15 protein-coding genes are annotated in these 15,602 nt (G+C 73.8%); 12 read left to right on the top strand and 3 right to left on the bottom strand.

The window, feature by feature from the left end:
* Positions 1-41 precede the first annotated feature (41 nt).
* Positions 42-836, bottom strand: a complete 795-nt coding sequence (locus BU52_RS00075; RefSeq protein WP_037925815.1) for a pyrimidine reductase family protein — start codon at positions 834-836, stop codon at positions 42-44.
* Between BU52_RS00075 and zapE the strand changes: the two genes are divergently transcribed.
* The 3 genes from zapE to BU52_RS00060 all read left to right on the top strand — a co-directional run bounded on the left by zapE (position 835) and on the right by BU52_RS00060 (position 4,393).
* The gene (gene zapE / locus BU52_RS00070; protein ID WP_051857767.1) at positions 835-1,974 is read left to right on the top strand and encodes a cell division protein ZapE; all 1,140 of its coding nucleotides are present in this window, start codon (positions 835-837) and stop codon (positions 1,972-1,974) included. The two genes, BU52_RS00075 and zapE, sit on opposite strands and share 2 nt — an antisense overlap.
* Before the next feature lie 113 nt (positions 1,975-2,087).
* A complete protein-coding gene (locus BU52_RS00065) occupies positions 2,088-2,909 on the top strand; it encodes a slipin family protein (protein WP_037925809.1) in 822 nt (273 codons plus the stop codon).
* Between the two features lie 89 nt (positions 2,910-2,998).
* A complete protein-coding gene (locus BU52_RS00060; RefSeq protein WP_051857765.1) occupies positions 2,999-4,393 on the top strand; it encodes an alkaline phosphatase PhoX in 1,395 nt (464 codons plus the stop codon).
* Positions 4,394-4,458: 65 nt separating this feature from the next.
* Here BU52_RS00060 and BU52_RS00055 read toward each other — a convergent pair whose 3' ends face one another.
* Positions 4,459-4,944, bottom strand: a complete 486-nt coding sequence (locus BU52_RS00055; protein ID WP_037925803.1) for an SRPBCC family protein — start codon at positions 4,942-4,944, stop codon at positions 4,459-4,461.
* Positions 4,941-5,348 carry an ArsR/SmtB family transcription factor gene (locus BU52_RS00050; protein ID WP_037925801.1) on the bottom strand — a complete coding sequence of 136 codons (408 nt, stop codon included), beginning with the start codon at positions 5,346-5,348 and terminating at the stop codon, positions 4,941-4,943. Before BU52_RS00050 ends, BU52_RS00055 begins: the two co-directional genes overlap by 4 nt.
* 87 nt (positions 5,349-5,435) lie before the next feature.
* Here BU52_RS00050 and BU52_RS00045 point away from each other — a divergent pair, with 87 nt between their 5' ends.
* The 9 genes from BU52_RS00045 to BU52_RS00005 all read left to right on the top strand — a co-directional run bounded on the left by BU52_RS00045 (position 5,436) and on the right by BU52_RS00005 (position 15,423).
* Positions 5,436-6,959 carry an FAD-dependent oxidoreductase gene (locus tag BU52_RS00045; RefSeq protein WP_037927657.1) on the top strand — a complete coding sequence of 508 codons (1,524 nt, stop codon included), beginning with the start codon at positions 5,436-5,438 and terminating at the stop codon, positions 6,957-6,959.
* A 90-nt stretch (positions 6,960-7,049) separates the two neighbouring features.
* Entirely contained in the window at positions 7,050-7,913 is an 864-nt protein-coding gene (locus BU52_RS00040) for a polysaccharide deacetylase family protein (protein WP_037925798.1), read from the top strand.
* 99 nt (positions 7,914-8,012) lie between these two features.
* A complete protein-coding gene (locus BU52_RS00035) occupies positions 8,013-8,501 on the top strand; it encodes a TetR/AcrR family transcriptional regulator (RefSeq protein ID WP_051857761.1) in 489 nt (162 codons plus the stop codon).
* 23 nt (positions 8,502-8,524) lie between these two features.
* Complete coding sequence (locus BU52_RS00030; protein WP_037925795.1) at positions 8,525-8,710, top strand: hypothetical protein; 186 nt, start codon at positions 8,525-8,527, stop codon at positions 8,708-8,710.
* Between the two features lie 34 nt (positions 8,711-8,744).
* On the top strand, positions 8,745-9,476 hold the full coding sequence (locus BU52_RS00025; RefSeq protein WP_037925792.1) for an aminoacyl-tRNA hydrolase: 732 nt from the start codon (positions 8,745-8,747) through the stop codon (positions 9,474-9,476).
* Between the two features lie 125 nt (positions 9,477-9,601).
* Positions 9,602-10,777 carry an MFS transporter gene (locus BU52_RS00020; protein ID WP_037927654.1) on the top strand — a complete coding sequence of 392 codons (1,176 nt, stop codon included), beginning with the start codon at positions 9,602-9,604 and terminating at the stop codon, positions 10,775-10,777.
* A 235-nt stretch (positions 10,778-11,012) separates the two neighbouring features.
* A complete protein-coding gene (locus tag BU52_RS00015) occupies positions 11,013-13,073 on the top strand; it encodes a neutral/alkaline ceramidase (protein ID WP_037925789.1) in 2,061 nt (686 codons plus the stop codon).
* Positions 13,074-13,218: 145 nt separating this feature from the next.
* Complete coding sequence (locus BU52_RS00010; protein ID WP_037925785.1) at positions 13,219-14,529, top strand: DUF692 domain-containing protein; 1,311 nt, start codon at positions 13,219-13,221, stop codon at positions 14,527-14,529.
* A 111-nt stretch (positions 14,530-14,640) separates the two neighbouring features.
* Positions 14,641-15,423, top strand: coding sequence for a TIGR04222 domain-containing membrane protein (locus tag BU52_RS00005; RefSeq protein WP_037927651.1), 783 nt, complete (start codon positions 14,641-14,643; stop codon positions 15,421-15,423).
* The last annotated feature ends 179 nt before the right edge of the window (positions 15,424-15,602 follow it).

Below are 15,602 nucleotides of genomic sequence, written 5' to 3'. Positions count from 1 at the left end.
CCTTCCGGGCTTCCGCTCCCGGCCGCTCCCGGTCCGGACGGTCAGGCCCGCCGGTAGCGCGTGAACAGGAAGCCGTCCTCCTCCAACACCGAGTTCAGCGTGTAACGCCGCGGAAGTGTCACCGAGGGTCCACCCGCGATGCGCTGAGCGTCACCCGCGGTGAGCATCGGGGAGACGGTCAGACAGAGTTCGTCCAGCACCCCGGCCGCCACCGTCTGGCCCAGCAGCCGCGGCCCGCCCTCGGTGAGCAGCCGGGTGTGTCCGAGGTCCGCCAGCGCCCGCACCGCCCGCGCGGGGTCCACCGCCACCCCCTCCCCGGCGGTCACCACCCGGGCGCCCGCCTTCTCGGCGGCGGCGACACGGTCGGGGGCGGCGCCCGCGCCGGTCAGGACGAGCGTGGGCAGCAACGGGGAGGTGAACAGCGGCAGGGAGAAGTCCAGGTCGAGGCTCGCCGTCACCACGGCGATCACGGGCGCCGGCCCCTGTCCGGCCGCCTCCCGGGCGGCGGCGAACTCCGCACGCGCGCGTGCCGGACGGTAGCCCTCCTGCCGTACGGTCTCGGCGCCGACGACCACGACGTCGGCGAGCGCCCGCAGCACACCGAAGATCCGCATGTCGGCCGGGCAGGAGATGGGCTGGGAGCGGCCGTCGTGCTGGGCGGCGCCGTCGAGGGTGGACACCATGTTGCCCCGCAGCCACGGCTCCCGGCCGCCGGGCCCCGGCCCGGGGTAGGCGTACGCGGCGGCCAGCTCGGCCAGGCTCCACTGGCGCCCCTCCTCACCTCCGGGGGCCGCTGTCTCGTCGGTCACGTCGGTCACGGGGAACAGGCGTCGCATGTCGAGCAGTGTTCCACGCCCCGTAGCATGGGGGACCGTGTCCTCCTCCGCCGCCTCCCGTCCCGGTCCGACAGCCGACGTGGCTCCGCTGTCCCTGTGCGCCCGCGAGCCGCGTGTCCCCGCGGACCGGCTCGTCGCCGAGATGGTGCCGCCGCCGCGGTTCGACGCGGTGCGCTTCGGCACCTACATCCCCGACCCGGACCAGCCGAGCCAGACCGAGGCCGTGCGCGTCCTCGAGGGCTTCGCGGCGGGGCTGAACGGGTCGCCGGCCGGTGCCCCGGGCCGGCGCAGGCTGTTCGGCTTCGGCAAGGCTCCGCAGAAGTCCCCGGCCGGGCCGCGCGGCGTCTACCTCGACGGCGGCTACGGCGTCGGCAAGACCCACCTGCTGGCCTCCCTGTGGCACGCCACCCCGGCCGAGCCCTCCCTCAAGGCGTTCGGCACGTTCGTGGAGCTGACCAACCTGGTCGGCGCCCTCGGCTTCCAGCAGACCGTGCGGACCCTCTCCGGGCACCGTCTGCTGTGCATCGACGAGTTCGAGCTGGACGACCCGGGCGACACCGTGCTCGTCTCCACCCTGCTCGGCAAGCTGGTCGATGCGGGTGTCGCGCTCGCCGCCACCTCGAACACCCTGCCGGGCAAGCTCGGCGAGGGCCGGTTCGCCGCCGCCGACTTCCTGCGCGAGATCCAGGGCCTGTCGGCCCACTTCCGCGCGTTGCGCATCGACGGCGAGGACTACCGGCACCGGGGCCTGCCCGAGGCGCCGCCGCCGTACTCCGACGAGGTGGTGACCCGGACCGCGCACGCCACCGAGGGCGCCTCGCTCGACTCCTTCCCGGATCTGCTGGACCACCTGGCACGGGTCCACCCCAGCCGCTACGGCGCCCTCACCGACGGACTGCGCGCGGTGTGCCTCACGGACGTGCGTCCGGTGCCGGACCAGTCGACCGCGCTCCGGCTCGTGGTGCTCGCGGACCGGCTCTACGACCGCGAGGTGCCCGTGCTGGCCTCGGGCCTGCCGTTCGACCGGCTGTTCAGCGAGGACATGCTGAAGGGCGGCTACCGGAAGAAGTACTTCCGGGCGATATCCCGCCTCACCGCCCTGGCCCGCGACGCGGGGCGCCTCACCGACGCCCGGTAGGACCCGGGGGCGGACGACCTGCCCCGCCGCCGTGGCCCCGGCCCGCAGGACGGGCATATCGTGACAACAGCGGATGAAAGCGCACAAGGCAGACCTCTGGACGGGAGGTCGTCATGGTCCAGGAACTGCTCACCGCGGCCGTCACGGCCGGCATCGCGGGAACCACGTACTTCGTCGCGGCGGCACGTGTCGTGAAGCAGTACGAACGCGGCGTGGTCTTCCGCCTCGGCCGCGTGCGGGGCGACACGAGGCACCCCGGTTTCACGTTGATCGTCCCCTTCGTGGACCGGCTGCGCAAGGTCAACCTGCAGATCGTCACCATGCCGGTCCCGGCCCAGGAGGGCATCACCCGGGACAACGTGACCGTACGTGTCGACGCGGTCGTCTACTTCAAGGTCGTCGACGCGGCGGCGGCGATCATCAACGTGGAGGACTACCGCTTCGCCGTCTCACAGATGGCGCAGACCTCGCTGCGTTCGATCATCGGCAAGAGCGACCTCGACGACCTGCTGTCGAACCGCGAGAAGCTCAACCAGGGCCTGGAGCTGATGATCGACAGCCCCGCGGTCGGCTGGGGCGTGCAGATCGACCGCGTCGAGATCAAGGACGTCTCCCTGCCCGACACGATGAAGCGGTCCATGGCCCGCCAGGCCGAGGCCGACCGCGAGCGCCGGGCCCGCGTCATCAACGCCGACGCCGAGCTGCAGGCGTCGAAGAAGCTCGCCGAGGCGGCCCAGCAGATGGCCGAGACGCCCTCCGCGCTGCAACTGCGCCTGCTGCAGACCATCGTCGCGGTCGCCGCCGAGAAGAACTCCACCCTCGTCCTGCCCTTCCCGGTGGAGCTGCTGCGCTTCCTGGAGCGGGCCCAGCAGACGCCCGGGAACCGCGCGGTGGACACCGGCGAGGCGCCCCCCGGAGAACCGCCGGGCCCGTGACACGTGCTACGCGCGTGGTTCCCGGGACCGGCGGCAGGTGATAGACACGGCTGGTCACAGTTCCTGTCCGCCAGCAGGAAGGTTTCCCCATGTCAGAAACCGGGTCCACCACCGGCTCCCCGGCGACACGTCGTCAGATGCTCGCCCGTTCCGGGGCGGTGGGTATCGGCATCGTCTTCACCGGCGCCCTCTCCGAACTGTTCACCGGCACCGCCGCCGCACGCGACCTCGGCCACCGCGGCTACGGCCCTCTCGTCCCCGATCCCGCCGGGCTGCTCGACCTGCCGAAGGGTTTCCGCTACACGGTGCTCTCCCGCGAGGGCGACCCGTTGCGCTCCGGCGAGGGCCCGGTGCCCTCCAACCACGACGGCATGGCGGCGTTCGCCGGCCGTCACGGCCGCGTCCACCTGGTCCGCAACCACGAGAACCGCGCCAGTGGCAGAGCCCCCGTCCCGGTGCTCGAAGGGCTGACCTACGACCCGGAGGGCAAGGGCGGCTGCACGGCGCTGACCCTGGACCACCACGGCGAAGTACTGTCGGAGCGGGTCGCGATCGCCGGTACGGCCGTCAACTGCGCCGGCGGGCCGACCCCGTGGAACACCTGGCTGACCTGCGAGGAGACCGAGGACAAGGCCGGCACCAACGGCTACACCAAGGACCACGGCTACATCTTCGAGGTCGACGGCGCCGACCCGCGCCGCACGGGTGCCGTGCCGCTGACCGCGATGGGCCGCTTCCAGCACGAGGCGGTCGCCGTGGACCCGAGGCGCGGCGTGGTCTACGAGACCGAGGACGCCTTCCAGCGGCCCTTCGGCCTCTTCTACCGCTTCCTGCCGCACAAGCCCCTGGGCGGCACCGGTTCGCTGCGCGCCGGCGGCCGGCTCCAGGCGATGCGGGTGCCGGGGGTTCCCGACCTGTCCTCGATCCAGGAGATCGGTGCCCGGTTCGACGGCATCGAGTGGGTCGACGTACCGGACCCGGGGGCCGTCGGGACCCCCATCCGCCACCAGGACTTCGGCCCGAAGGGCATCACCCACGCGCAGAAGCTGGAGGGCTGCTACTGGGGCGGGCGTTCGGTCTACTTCGTCTCGTCCTTCGCCCGCAGCGCCGACGGTTCGGCCGGGGACCACTACGGCCAGATCTGGCGGTACGACCCGGACCGGCGGCGGCTGACCCTGGTGATCGTCTTCGGCCCGGACACGGACGTCCAGCTGCCCGGCGAGTCGCCGGACAACATCTGCCTCGCGCCCGGCGGCGGTCTGATGGTGTGCGAGGACGGCGGCGGGGCCCAGCACGTCTACGGCGTCACCCGGCGCGGCGAGGTCTACGCGATGGCCCGCAACCGCCAGAACACGGGGACCCCCGAGGATCCGGAGTGGGGCGAGTTCGCCGGCGTCACCTTCTCCCCGGACGGCAGCACGATGTACGTCAACTGCTACGACCCCGGCACGACGTTCGCCGTGACGGGCCCCTGGCGCGGGTAGCCGGGGGACGACGACGACCGGGACGCGGTGGGCGGCACGCCGCCCACCGCGTCCCGGCGCCGTGTTCAGCCCGCCAGGAGCGCGTCCATCTGGCCGACGGCCTGGCTCATCCCCTCCACCATGCCCATCTCTGCCAGCTGCTCCATCTGCTCCCGGGTGTCGAACACACTGCGCAGTTCCATGCGCGTGCCGCCGTCGTGCTCGGTGAGCGTCATCCGTACCGAGGTGGTCGGCATCTCGGGGTTCGGCCTGCCGTCCTGGTCGGAGAAGCCGTCGGTGAACTCCAGGGCCGTCGGAGGCGTCACCGAGGAGACGCGCCACCAGCCGCCGAACTTCTCGCCCTCCGGGCCGGTCATGTAGTACCTGGCCCCGCCCCCGGGCGTCAGGTCGTGCTCCTCGAAGGTCGCCGGGTAGCTCGGCGGCCCCCACCAGCGCTCCAGCCGGCGCGGGTCCGCCCACAGCCGCCACACCCGCTCCACGGGGGCGGTGAAGTCGGCCACGAGCGTGAGGGTGAGGCGGTCGACGTCCTTGTCGACGCTGGTGACAGTCATCTGTCCGGTCCTTTCGTCGTGTTCTGCGCGGGTGCCGGGGCGTCGGCGTCACCGGTCGCGTCGGCGTCCTCGGTCAGCAGACCGGACATCCGGTCCACCCGGGCACGCCAGGCCGACTCCAGGTCGTCCAGGGCCTGCCTCGCGCGGCCCACCGCGTCGGGGTCGGTGCGCACGAGCTGCTCCCGTCCGCGTCGCTCCTTGGTGACCAGGCCGGCCCGTTCCAGCACGGTGACGTGTTTCTGCACCGCGGCGAAGCTCATCGGGTACGCCGCGGCCAGACGTGACACGGACAGCTCACCCCGGACGCAGCGACGGAGTATGTCGCGCCGCGTCGCGTCGGCCAGGGCGTGGAACAGCCGGCCCACGGCGTCGCCGGTCTCGTCCGCGATTCCATCTACAACCATTTGGTTGTACGTTAGCTTCCCCTCGTCCGTCCCGCAACAGGACGACCCGGTCCACTGAACCGGACATATGTGGGTACCCGGCCCGGCATGACGGAGAAGCAGCAGGCCGGCGACTCGTACTGGCTCCAGAGCACACCCGGCGGACGGCATCTCGCGCTGACCGACGACGTCGAGGTCGACGTGGCGGTGATCGGCGGGGGCATCGCGGGGCTGTGCACGGCCCGGGAGCTGAGCCGGGCCGGCAGGAGCGTCGCGGTGCTGGAGGCCGGGCGGATCGCGGCCGGCGTCACCGGCCACACCACGGCCAAGGTCACCGCCCTGCACACACTGGTCTACGACAAGCTGCGCCGCACCCGCGGCAGCGAGGGGGCCCGGCTGTACGCCCGTTCGCAGTCCGAGGCGATCGAGCACACGGCCGGGGTCGTGGCCGAGCTGGGCGTCGACTGCGAGTGGGAGCGCCGCAGCGCGTACACCTTCGTCCGGGACGAGAGCCAGGTCGAGGAACTGCGCGCGGAGGCGCGGGCCGCGCGGGAGGCGGGCCTGCCGGCGTCGTTCGTGACGGCGACCGGGCTGCCGTTCCCCGTGGCGGGCGCCGTCGAGGTGGCGGACCAGGTCCAGTTCCACCCGCGCAAGTACCTGCTGGCCCTGGCCGACGACATCCTGGCGCACGGCGGGCGCATCCACGAGGACACCACCGTCCTCGGTCTGGAGGAGGGCACGCCGTGCCGGCTGTCGACGTCGACCGGCGCCATGGTGACGGCCCGCGACGTCGTGGTCGCCACCCACTACCCCGTCTTCGACCGGGCGCTGCTGTTCACCCGCCTCTCACCGCGACGGGAGCTGGTCGTCGCCGGCCCGATCCCGGCCGCCCAGGACCCGGGCGGCATGTACATCACCACCGAGGAGAACACCCGCTCGGTCCGCACGGCCCCGTACGGCGAGGACGGCACCCGGCGGTTCCTCATCGTCACCGGTGAGCACTTCACGCCGGGCACGGGCGACACCCGGGCGCGCTTCGACCGCCTGGCCGCCTGGGCCCGGGGGCACTTCCCCGACGTGGAGCTCACCCACCGGTGGGCCACCCAGGACAACGATCCGACCGACACCGTGCCCCTCGTCGGCCCGCTGCACCCGGGCGCAAGGCACACCTACGTCGCCACCGGCTTCGGCGGCTGGGGCATGAGCGGCGGCATGATGGCGGGACTGCTGCTCACCGCGCAGATCATGGGCGAGGAGCGCGAGTGGAGCGGCCTGTACGACCCGCGCCGCCTGGCCTCCACGGTGCGCGAGGCGCCGTCCTTCCTCAAGCACCAGGCCCAGGTCGCCAAGCACTTCGTCGGCGACCGGATGCGTCCCTCGCCGCCGGTGGAGGCACTGCCGCCGGGCGAGGGAGCCGTGGTGCGCGTCGAGGGCGGACGGCTCGCGGTCTACCGCGACGAGGACGGCACTCTGCACGCGCTCTCGGCCCGCTGCACCCACATGGGCTGCCTGGTCGACTTCAACGCCGCCGAGCGGGCCTGGGAGTGCCCGTGTCACGGCTCCCGGTTCGACACGGAGGGCAAGGTCATCCAGGGCCCGGCGACACGGCCGCTGGACCGGCGCGACATCTAGACGCACGGGGCCCCGCCGACCGGGTGAGACTCGTCGGCGTCCCCCCACGGCCCACACCGGTCACCGCAAAGCACCTCATACCGTCATGTGGTGATCACACTTACACGCCGGGCAGCCGCCGCATGCGTGCTGACCACCGCGCTCGCCGCCCTCACCGCCTGCGCCGCCCGCCCGGACCCCCGGCCGCCCCACCCCGCGCCCTCGGCCTCCCCCGCCGTCCCGTCGCCGCCCACCCTGGCCCCGGGCCCCGCGGGCCTGACCCCGGTCTTCCACCACGGCCCGCGCACCGGCGGCAGGACGGTCGCCCTCACCTTCGACGCCGACATGACCGCCGACCAGGGCCCGAGGGCCGCGGCGGGCGAACGCTTCGACCACCCGCAGCTCATCGCCGCCCTGCGGGCGCTGAAGGTGCCGGCCACGGTGTTCATGACGGGCCGGTGGGCCGAGGAGTACCCGGACCAGGCACGCTCCATCGGCCGCGACCCCCTCTTCGAGGTCGCCAACCACTCCTACAGCCACTACGCCTTCACCGGCGACTGCTACGGCCTGCCGACCGTCTCCGCCGACCGGATGCGGGCGGACGTGGAACGGGCGTACGCGGTGTTCCGGAAAGTGGGGGTGACGGACCCGATGCCGTACTTCCGCTTCCCCGGCGGCTGTTACGACCGTCCGGCACTCAAGGCGCTGGTCCCGGCCGGCGTCACGGCCGTGCAGTGGGACGTGGTGGGCGGCGACGCGTTCGCCACGGACGCGGACGCGGTGGCCCGGCAGGTGCTGGACGGCGTCCGCCCCGGGTCGGTGGTCGTCCTGCACTGCACCCGCAGCGCCGCCCCGGCGACGGAACGGGCCCTGCGGACGATCGTCCCCGAGCTGCGCCGCCAGGGCTACCGCTTCGTGAAGGTCTCCGACCTGATCGGAGCGGGACGGGGCGGCGACCGTTCCACCGGGAAGTGACGCGGACGGGCCTGCTCACCGTCAGTGATACCGGAGCGACGACGAGCCGGTGGCGCACCGCACCACAGGGGCGCCGGCCGGACGGAGAGGACGGAGGCCATGGTCCGGCCGGTGGCCGCCGTCAACCCCGCCGAGACCCTCGCCCGCACCGCGGAGGGCGACCCGGTGGCCTTTCCCCAGCGGGCCCTGCGCGACCTGCTCGCCCTGTGGGAGGACCCGGAGTCCGGAGTACCCCTGCGCGCCCTGGTGGCGGGCGCCGCCCAGGACCCCGCCGTCACCGGGCTGGTGAAGGAGATGCTGGAGCGGGAGATTATCGGCAAGATCGCGGCCCGGATCGGCGGAGCGGATGCCCGCAGGCGGGCCGGTGTGTTCTGCGCCCACATCGCCGGCCTCGTCGTCACCCGCTACATCCTGCGCCCGGACCTTTCACCTCCATGCCGCCCGATCAATCAATCCGGACCTACACTCCGTCGCTCCGCCTCGCGTCGAGCGAGTCCCGGAAGCGCCCGGCCCGGAGGGGCGGACCGCGCGGCGGCGGGGTGCTCGGCGGGTCCGCCCGCTGAACCGCCGGGCCGGGACCGCCGGTGACGCGCCGGGCCTACGCTGGAGGCATGAGCGACACCGTCAACGACTACTGCCTGATCGACGTGAGCAGGCCCCCCGAGGCGGACGGCCCGCCCTACGCGGCGTGCGTGGTGTGCCGGGAGCCGACGGAGTACCCCGAGTCGTACAAGGGCATCACCATGTGCCCGGTGTGCGAATGGCGGGAGGCCGAACGCACGTCCTGCGCGGGCTGACGAAGGCGCCTCGCGGCTTGGCACACTTGGCTCCGTGAGCACTGACCGATCTCCTGCCCCCGACAGCCCCTTCCGCCCCGACCCGGGTCCCCGTGACGAGGCGCGCCAGTTCGTGCTGCCCCTGGTGGTCCGCATCGAACGGGCGGCGCCCCCGGCCCGCACGGACGCCCTGGAGACGGCGGCCCGCGCGGTGCTGGTCATGCTGACCGACGAGCGCTCCGTGGGCGAGGGCGAATGGGCGCGGGCGGTGCGCGACTGGCAGGACGCCCGCATCCGCAAGGTGGTGCGCCGGGCGCGCGGCGCGGAGTGGCGCCGTGCGGAGGCGCTCCCCGGCATCACGGTCACCGGCAAGTCCGCCGAGGTCCGCGTCTTCCCGCCGGTCCCCCTGGACGGCTGGCCCAGGGACCTGGCCCGCCTCCAGGTCTCCGGCACCGACCTCGACGACCCCGACCCCGTGCCCCCGGCGGACCCGGGCCTCCCCACCCTGTGGCTCAACCCCGGCCTCGGCATGTCGGCCGGCAAGGCGATGGCCCAGGCGGGCCACGGCGCGCAACTGGCCTGGTGGGAGCTCTCCCCCGAGGAGCGCAGGAGCTGGCACGACACGGGATTCCCCCTCGCCGTCCGCACCGCCGCCCCGGCCGGCTGGCCCGCCCTGACCACCGGCGGCCTCCCCACGGTCCGCGACGCGGGCTACACGGAGATCGCCCCGGGCTCCTGCACGGTGGTGGCGGACCATCCCGCACTGCGCCACCGACGCAACCCCTGACGCAGCGGACGGTGGGGCCGGGTTTCCCGTCCCCCTCGCCGCGGTACCCCGGCCGGACCAAGCGCATCGCGACGCCGATCGCCGTGGTGGGCACCGGCTCGGTGCCGCAGGACGAGGGAGCACGCATGACGCTGTCCGCGGGCAGCCGGGTCGGCCTGGCCGGAGCGGCGGTGGTCGGGGTCGCCTTCGGCATGGCCCGGTACGCCTACGGTCTGACGCTTCCCGGCATCCGACGGGATCTGGAACTCTCCGAACCGGTACTCGGTCTCGTCGCCGGCGCCACGTTCGCCGGCTACCTGGCCGGCCTGCTCCTCGCGAGGCCGCTCGCCGCCCGTCGCGGCTCGCGGGCGCCGACGACCGTGGGCGGGGTCTGCGGCGCGGGAGGCGCGGTGATCGTGACCGTCGCGCAGTCCCCCTGGCTGCTCGCCGCCGGCGCCGTCCTGGCCGGCAGTGCGGGTGGCTGGGTGTGGGCGCCCTACTCCGACATCGTGACAGGGACGGTGGCGCCGCGGGAGCAGCCGAGAGCGCTGGCGATCATCACGACCGGCACCAGCGGCGGCCTGGTGGTGCTGGGTGGCCTGGCCGCCCTCGCCGCACTGTGGTCATGGCGCCTGGTGTGGTGCGGCATCGGCCTTGCCGCCGTGGCCGCCGCCGTGGTGAACATCCGTCTGGTGCCGCGGACCAGTCCGGCCCCACACCCGGACGGACGGCGCGGGGGCGCCTCACTCGCGAGGACACTGAGGGTCCCGGCCGCCTACTCCGTCGTCTACTTCGCGGTCGTCGTCATCTACTTCACCTACGCCGCCGATGTCCTCGCCCGCGGCCTCCCGGCGGCAGCCGTCCCGGCGCTCTACGCGGCCATCGGCGTCATCGGCGTGGTGGGCGTGGCGACCGGGGCCGTCGCACAGCGACTGGGCAGCCCGAGGGTCGCGGCCCTGTGCCTCGTGACGGTGGCTGCGGCGCTGGCGCTCCTGGGCTGGGACGGCGACTCCCCGGCCGCTACGGCGGCATCCGCCTGCCTCTTCGGCGTGGGGTACATGACAGGTTCGGCGGTCCTGGCGGTCTGGACCGCCGAGCTGGTGCCCGACCGCGCGGGCGCCGCGTTCACGGGCTGCCTGGTCGTCGGCGCCGTCAGCTCAGTCGCCGCACCTGCCCTCGCCGGTGCGTTGATCCCTGACCTGGGGCTGGGCGCGCTGTTCGTCCTCACCGCCGCGGTCTCACTGCTCGGCGGGGTGGCGCTGATGCTGCCAGGGCCGTCGGGAGGAGGAGGACCGCCGCGGAGACCGGGCCCCCATGGATGACGCGTTACCGCGTACGTCCGTGACACACCGGTGACGCCGGAGACACTCGGTGACGGCCCCCTGCGCGGGTGGGCGCCCGGCCTCTGCGGTACGGCGGCGCCACCGGGCGGCCCTCCGGCCGCCTCGCACACGTCTTGCGGCGTCTGAGGCAGGCGGTGTACCAATGGGGGCGCGGAACTTGAGAGTTGTTCATGTTCTGCGCCGCGGGGGGCCGGTCGAGCCTGAGGAGCAGCAGATGTCCGCGGAACGTCGTCCCGTGCACCGCCGTCGTACCGTCCTGCGAGCGGGAGCCCTCACCGGTCTGGGGCTGGCGGGCGCGCAGTTGGCGGCCCCTGACCGGGCCACAGCAGCCGCCCGCGGCACCGGTTTCCTCGTCGGCAGGGGCCTCGCCGACGCCACCGGTGAGGTCGCCGAGGTCGGCATGATGGGGTACGGCCGGTTCGACCAGCAGGCCGCCGGGCTGCACACCCGGTTGCGTGCGCGGGCGTTCGTCGTGGCCGACGAGGCGAGCGGGCGGCGGGTCATGCTGATCGTCGCGGACTCACCGATGATCTTCGAGAGCGTGCACCGGGCGGTGCTGCGCCGGCTCGGTGAGGCGTACGGCGACCTCTACACCGAGCAGAACGTGCTCATCACCGCCACCCACACGCACGCCGGCCCCGGTGGCTACTCGCACCATCTGCTGTACAACACGACCACGTTCGGCTTCCACCACAAGACCTTCGAGGCGGTGGCGGACGGCCTGTTCGAGGCCGCCCAGCGGGCCCACGACGACCTGGCGCCGTCCGAACTCGTCCTCAGCCACGGCACGTTGACCGGGGCCAGCGTCAACCGCTCCCGGACCGCATTCGACCGCAACCCGCAGGCCGACCGCGACCACTTCCCGGACGCCGTCGACACGCACACCACGCTGCTGCGGGTGGAACGGGGCGGGCGGGCCGTGGGAGCCGTCAACTGGTTCCCGGTGCACAGCACCAGCATGTCCGGGGACAACCGGCTCGTCAGCGCGGACAACAAGGGGTACGCGGCCTACCACTGGGAGCGCGAGGTCCACGACGTCGACTACCTGTCCGACGGCTCCCCTGCGTTCGTCTCGGCGTTCGCCCAGACCAACAGCGGCGACATGTCCCCCAATCTGGACCTGCGACCGCCCACGACCCCCGAGGACTTCGCGCACACCCGCGCGAACGGGCTCCGGCAGTACGAGGCCGCCGCGGCCCAGGCGCGCCGGCCCGGCGTCCGGCTGTCCGGTCCGGTCGACTCCCGGCTGGTGTACGTCGACCTCTCCGACGTCACCGTCCGCCCCGAGTTCACCGGTGACGGGCGCACCCACCGGACGTCCAGGCCCTGCGTCGGCGCCTCGATGGCGGCGGGCAGCATGGAGGACGGGCCGGCCTTCCCGGGCTTCGAGGAGGGGGAGAACCCGTTCTGGGACGCGATCTCCGACTCCGTGGTCTACACGGTCTCACCGGAGCTGAGGCAGGCGCAGGCGCCCAAGGACGTGTTCGTGCCCATCGGGGAGATGAACCGCGTCTATCCCTGGGTGCAGGAGCGGGTGCCCGTGATGCTCGTCCGCATCGGCAGGCTCCACCTGATCGGCATACCGGGCGAGGTGACCGTCTGCGCGGGCCTGCGGCTGCGGCGCACGGTCGCCGGGATCGTGGGCGCGGACCTCGACGACGTACTGGTCGCCGGGTACGCGAACGCGTACTTCCACTACGTGACGACCCCGGAGGAGTACGACGCGCAGCAGTACGAGGGCGGCAGCACGCTCTTCGGCCGCTGGCAGCTGCCGGCGCTCCAGCAGACGGCGGCGGCCCTGGCAGCCTCGCTGCGCGACGGAACGGACCTCCCCCTCGGCCCGGAGCCGCCGGACCTGTCCGGCAAGGCGCTCTCCCTGCAGCCGGGGGTGGTGCTGGACGCGCCGCCGGCGTTCCGGAGGTTCGGGGACGTGCTGGTACCGCCGCGGGAGAACCACCGTCCCGGTGAACGGGCCGAGGCCGTGTTCGCGGGCGCCCACCCCGGCAACGACCTGCACCGCGGCGACACCTACCTGGAGATCCAGCGCCGCGACCCCGACGGAACCTGGCGCACCGTCGCCGACGACGGCGACTGGCCGACCCGCTTCCACTGGGAACGCGACGGCATCGCCGCCTCCAAGGTCACGATCACCTGGGACATTCCCCAGGACACCCCCTCGGGCGCCTACCGCATCGTCTACCACGGCGACGCGAGAAGCCTCGTCGGCACCATCACCCCGTTCACCGGCACGTCCCCGGCCTTCACGGTGCGCTGACCCGGCGCGGGGTCCGAACCTCAAATGTTGCTCTGAAGGTGGCCGGAGGGCGGTTCGGGGACGGGTGGTGGGGCGATACCCCAGGCACGTCCGGCAAGGACGTTCGGGGGCCGGGCGCGAGAGCCGGGTGGCGGAGGGGGCGGGCATGACCGTGCGACTGGGGAGCGGGATCGGGTGGCGTCCGGAGATCGCGGACGCGGTGGAGCGCATGCCGGGGATCGACTGGGTCGAGGTGGTCGCCGAGAACGTCTGCCCCGGGCATCTGCCCGAATCGCTGGTGCGGTTGCGCGAGCGCGGGGTGACCGTCGTGCCGCACGGGGTGTCCCTCGGGCTCGGCGGGGCGGAGCGGCCCGACGAGGGCCGGCTCGCGGCCCTCGCCGAGCGGGCCGTCGCCCTCCGCTCGCCGCTCGTCACCGAGCACATCGCGTTCGTGCGGGCCGGCGGGGCGCTGACCGCCTCGCCGCGGATCGAGGCGGGGCACCTGCTGCCCGTGCCGCGCACCCGTGACGCCCTGGACGTGCTGTGCGAGAACGTCCGGATCGCCCAGGAGGCGCTGCCCGTACCGCTCGCCGTGGAGAACATCGCCGCGCTGATCTCGTGGCCCGGCGAGGAGATGACCGAGGGACAGTTCCTGTACGAGCTGGCCGACCGCACCGGGGTGCGACTGCTCATCGACGTCGCCAATCTGCACACCAACCACGTCAACCGGGGCGAGGACCCGGCCAAGGCGCTCACCGAACTGCCCCTGGAGGCCATCGCGTACGTGCATGTGGCGGGCGGGTTCGAACGGGACGGCGTGTGGCACGACAGCCACGCCCACCCCGTGCCGGGGCCCGTGCTGGACGTCCTGACCGATCTCGCGTCCCGTGTCCGTCCTCCCGGCGTCCTGCTGGAACGGGACGAGAACTTCCCCGGGGCCGACGAGTTGGAGCGGGAGCTGGCCGCGGTCCGGCGGGCGGTCGAGGAGGGGGCGCGACGCCGGGACGCACGGGCGGCCCCGGTCGTGGGGGGCCGCCCGGAGTGGCGGCGGGGCGCCGTCGAGGCCGCGCGGCAGCGGATCGCGCTCGCACAGACCGCCGTGCTGTCCGCGCTCGTCGCCCAGGCGCCCGTGCCCGAGGGGTTCGACCGGGTGCGGATGGGCGTGCAGGCGCGGGCGCTCGCCGCCAAGCGGGCCGACGTCGTCGCCAAGGTCGCGCCCGAACTGCCGGTGCTCCTCGGGGACGGATACCGGCCCGCCTTCCTGGCGTACGCGCAGAAGCGGCCGATGACCGGCGGCCACCGGCGCGACGCGCTGGACTTCGTCGCTGAGCTGCTGGCGGCCGGGCGGCCGGAGGACGGGCGCTTGCGGCGCGAGCTGCGGGAATGGTGGCTGGAGCGGTCGGGGCCGAGGCCGCGGTCGGGCCGGCCGGCGGTGCGGCTGGCGCGCGCCACACGGCGGGTGCTGCTGCGGCGCTGACCCGGGCCCGAGGCACGCGTCGTCCGGGCGGGACGCCGGACATCGACAACACTGTGCCCGGATGGTGAACAGGGCATGGTGTTCCGTGGCCGCGTCGCTTACAAACACCTCATGTTCTGGGTCCCGCTCCTCCTCCTGGCCTGGGCGGTCGCCGGTGCGACGTGCCTGCGCCTGTGCCTGGCCGCCGCGCGCGGTGCCGCCGCGGCCGCCGGTTCCGGCAGCGGGGAGGGACACGATCTGACGCTGTACGAGGCCGCGTTCCTGTCCGGCGGCCCCGGGCGGGTCGCCGACGTCGCCCTCGTCGCGATGGCGCGTCAGCGGCGGCTGCTGCTGGCGCACACCGGCTGGGCGACGGTGGTCGATCCGCACGGACGGGACGACCTGGAGCGGACGGTCATCAGGGCCGTCGGGCCCGAGGGGCAGTCGCCCATAGCGCCGGTGCGGGCGGCCGCGGCGACCGCCGACGCCGTGCGCGGGATCGCCGAGCGGCTGGTCGGCGCCGGGCTGGCGGTGCCGGACGGCGCCGCCACGACCGTCGCGGACGCGGTGCGGCAGGTGCGGCTCGCGGTGCCGGCCGTGGCCGGGCTGGGGGCGGCGGCCCTGCTCATGCCCGTCCCGTCACAGACGCCGCGCCATCTGGTCGCCCTCTGGTTCGCCCTGCCGCTGATCCTCACGCTGGGCTGCCTGGCGATCGCGCGGTTCGAGATCCATCCGTCCGCGCGGTGGGCCTCCCCCGCCGGTCAGCGGCTGCTGGGCACCCTGCCCGTCGGCGCCGGGGACGCCGGGGACGACCGTACGTATCTGACCTCGGTCGCGGTCCGCGGCATCCGGGCGGTGGGCGAGCCGGAGCTGCGCGCGGCCCTCGCGCACCGGGACCCGTACCGGGAGCCCTGAAGGCCGACACACCCCGGCGGGGGGTGCTTGCCTCACGCCACCACCGAACGAAACATCCCTTTTGTCGCCGTCGTGCACCGAAGGGATCGTCGATGAGAACTGCCGCCGCCGTCCATGTGGCCGCCGGGTCCATGCTCCTCACCGCCCTGGCCGCCGCCCCGGCCGGCGCCGGCGCCGGT

The sequence above is a fragment of the Streptomyces toyocaensis genome (assembly GCF_000725125.1).
In the GTDB taxonomy this organism is placed as follows: Bacteria; Actinomycetota; Actinomycetes; order Streptomycetales; family Streptomycetaceae; genus Streptomyces; species Streptomyces toyocaensis.
This window is presented reverse-complemented; position numbering and strand designations above follow the sequence as displayed.

What these genes read in the sequence shown, in the direction of transcription:
- BU52_RS00065 (WP_037925809.1), top strand. Translation starts at nt 2,088, where the DNA reads ATGGTCCAGGAACTGCTCACCGCGGCCGTCACGGCCGGCATCGCGGGA.
- BU52_RS00005 (WP_037927651.1), top strand. Translation starts at nt 14,641, where the DNA reads ATGTTCTGGGTCCCGCTCCTCCTCCTGGCCTGGGCGGTCGCCGGTGCG.
- BU52_RS00015 (WP_037925789.1), top strand. Translation starts at nt 11,013, where the DNA reads ATGTCCGCGGAACGTCGTCCCGTGCACCGCCGTCGTACCGTCCTGCGA.
- BU52_RS00055 (WP_037925803.1), bottom strand. Translation starts at nt 4,944, where the DNA reads ATGACTGTCACCAGCGTCGACAAGGACGTCGACCGCCTCACCCTCACG.
- BU52_RS00020 (WP_037927654.1), top strand. Translation starts at nt 9,602, where the DNA reads ATGACGCTGTCCGCGGGCAGCCGGGTCGGCCTGGCCGGAGCGGCGGTG.
- zapE (WP_051857767.1), top strand. Translation starts at nt 835, where the DNA reads ATGTCGAGCAGTGTTCCACGCCCCGTAGCATGGGGGACCGTGTCCTCC.
- BU52_RS00030 (WP_037925795.1), top strand. Translation starts at nt 8,525, where the DNA reads ATGAGCGACACCGTCAACGACTACTGCCTGATCGACGTGAGCAGGCCC.
- BU52_RS00035 (WP_051857761.1), top strand. Translation starts at nt 8,013, where the DNA reads ATGGTCCGGCCGGTGGCCGCCGTCAACCCCGCCGAGACCCTCGCCCGC.
- BU52_RS00050 (WP_037925801.1), bottom strand. Translation starts at nt 5,348, where the DNA reads ATGGTTGTAGATGGAATCGCGGACGAGACCGGCGACGCCGTGGGCCGG.
- BU52_RS00045 (WP_037927657.1), top strand. Translation starts at nt 5,436, where the DNA reads ATGACGGAGAAGCAGCAGGCCGGCGACTCGTACTGGCTCCAGAGCACA.
- BU52_RS00060 (WP_051857765.1), top strand. Translation starts at nt 2,999, where the DNA reads ATGTCAGAAACCGGGTCCACCACCGGCTCCCCGGCGACACGTCGTCAG.
- BU52_RS00075 (WP_037925815.1), bottom strand. Translation starts at nt 836, where the DNA reads ATGCGACGCCTGTTCCCCGTGACCGACGTGACCGACGAGACAGCGGCC.
- BU52_RS00010 (WP_037925785.1), top strand. Translation starts at nt 13,219, where the DNA reads ATGACCGTGCGACTGGGGAGCGGGATCGGGTGGCGTCCGGAGATCGCG.